1 protein-coding gene is annotated in these 1,739 nt (G+C 46.2%); it reads left to right on the top strand.

The annotated features are described in order from the left end of the window. The coding region (locus BUC17_RS14125) for an HYR-like domain-containing protein (RefSeq protein ID WP_449403966.1) at window positions 1–1,739 on the top strand (1,739 nt) is incomplete at both ends.

Here is a 1,739-nt window from a genome sequence, read left to right as displayed (position 1 = left end):
AACGTAACGTTCAACGAAGTAACGACTGCGGGTTCTTGTCCTGGTGCTTACACTTTGACTCGTACATGGACTGCAACGGATGCTTGTGGTAACACTACAACACACGTTCAAACCGTAACGGTTCAAGATACCACTAACCCAACCTTCGTAGAGGCATTACCTGCTGATGTAACGGCTGAGTGTTCTAACGTGCCTGCAGCAGTAACTTTAACGGCTACTGATAACTGTGGTGCAGCTAACGTAACATTCAACGAAGTAACGACTGCGGGTTCTTGTCCTGGTGCTTATACCTTGACACGTACATGGACTGCAACGGATGCTTGTGGTAACACGACAACACACGTTCAAACCATAACGGTTCAAGATACCACTAACCCAACCTTCGTAGAGGCGTTACCTGCTGATGTAACAGCTGAGTGTTCTAACGTGCCTGCAGCAGTAACTTTAACGGCTACTGATAACTGTGGAGCAGCTAACGTAACATTCAACGAAGTAACGACTGCGGGTTCTTGTCCTGGTGCTTATACCTTGACACGTACATGGACTGCAACGGATGCTTGTGGTAACACGACAACACACGTTCAAACCGTAACGGTTCAAGATACCACTAACCCAACTTTCGTAGAGGCATTACCTGCTGATGTAACGGCTGAGTGTTCTAACGTGCCTGCAGCAGTAACTTTAACGGCTACTGATAACTGTGGTGCGGCTAACGTAACGTTCAACGAAGTAACGACTGCGGGTTCTTGTCCGGGTGCTTATACTTTGACACGTACATGGACTGCAACGGATGCTTGTGGTAACACTACAACACACGTTCAAACCGTAACGGTTCAAGATACAACAATACCACAAATCATCACGCAAGCTTCTAACTTGAATGTAGAATGTGATGGCTCAGGAAATACGACTGCATTACAAAACTGGTTGAATAGCCAAGGTGGTGCTAGTGCTACTGATAATTGTGGTGATGTAATTTGGTCTAATAACTTCAATGCTATGGCGAATGATTGTTCTGCTGCTGTAACTGTTATATTTACCGCAACTGATGCTTGTGGAAATATCGCTACAACTAGTGCTACGTTCTCTATTCAAGATACCATTGATCCAACCTTCGTAGAAAATCTACCTGCTGATGTAACGGCTGAGTGTTCTAACGTTCCTGCAGCGGTAACTTTAACGGCTACCGATAACTGTGGTGCGGCTAACGTAACGTTCAACGAAGTAACGACTGCGGGTTCTTGTCCAGGTGCTTATACCTTGACACGTACATGGACTGCAACGGATGCTTGTGGTAACACGACAACACACGTTCAAACCGTAACGGTTCAAGATACCACTAACCCAACCTTCGTAGAGGCATTACCTGCTGATGTAACAGCTGAGTGTTCTAACGTGCCTGCAGCAGTAACCTTAACCGCTACTGATAACTGTGGAGCGGCTAACGTAACATTCAACGAAGTAACGACTGCGGGTTCTTGTCCTGGTGCTTATACTTTGACTCGTACATGGACTGCAACGGATGCTTGTGGTAACACTACAACACACGTTCAAACCGTAACGGTTCAAGATACCACTAACCCAACCTTCGTAGAGGCGTTACCTGCTGATGTAACAGCTGAGTGTTCTAACGTGCCTGCAGCAGTAACTTTAACGGCTACTGATAACTGTGGTGCGGCTAACGTAACATTCAACGAAGTAACGACTGCGGGTTCTTGTCCTGGTGCTTATACTTTGAC

This window comes from Flavobacterium fontis, assembly GCF_900129405.1.
Taxonomy (GTDB): Bacteria; Bacteroidota; Bacteroidia; order Flavobacteriales; family Flavobacteriaceae; genus Flavobacterium; species Flavobacterium fontis.
The sequence above is the reverse complement of the archived record's forward strand: the minus strand, read 5'-3'. Positions and strand labels throughout refer to the sequence as shown.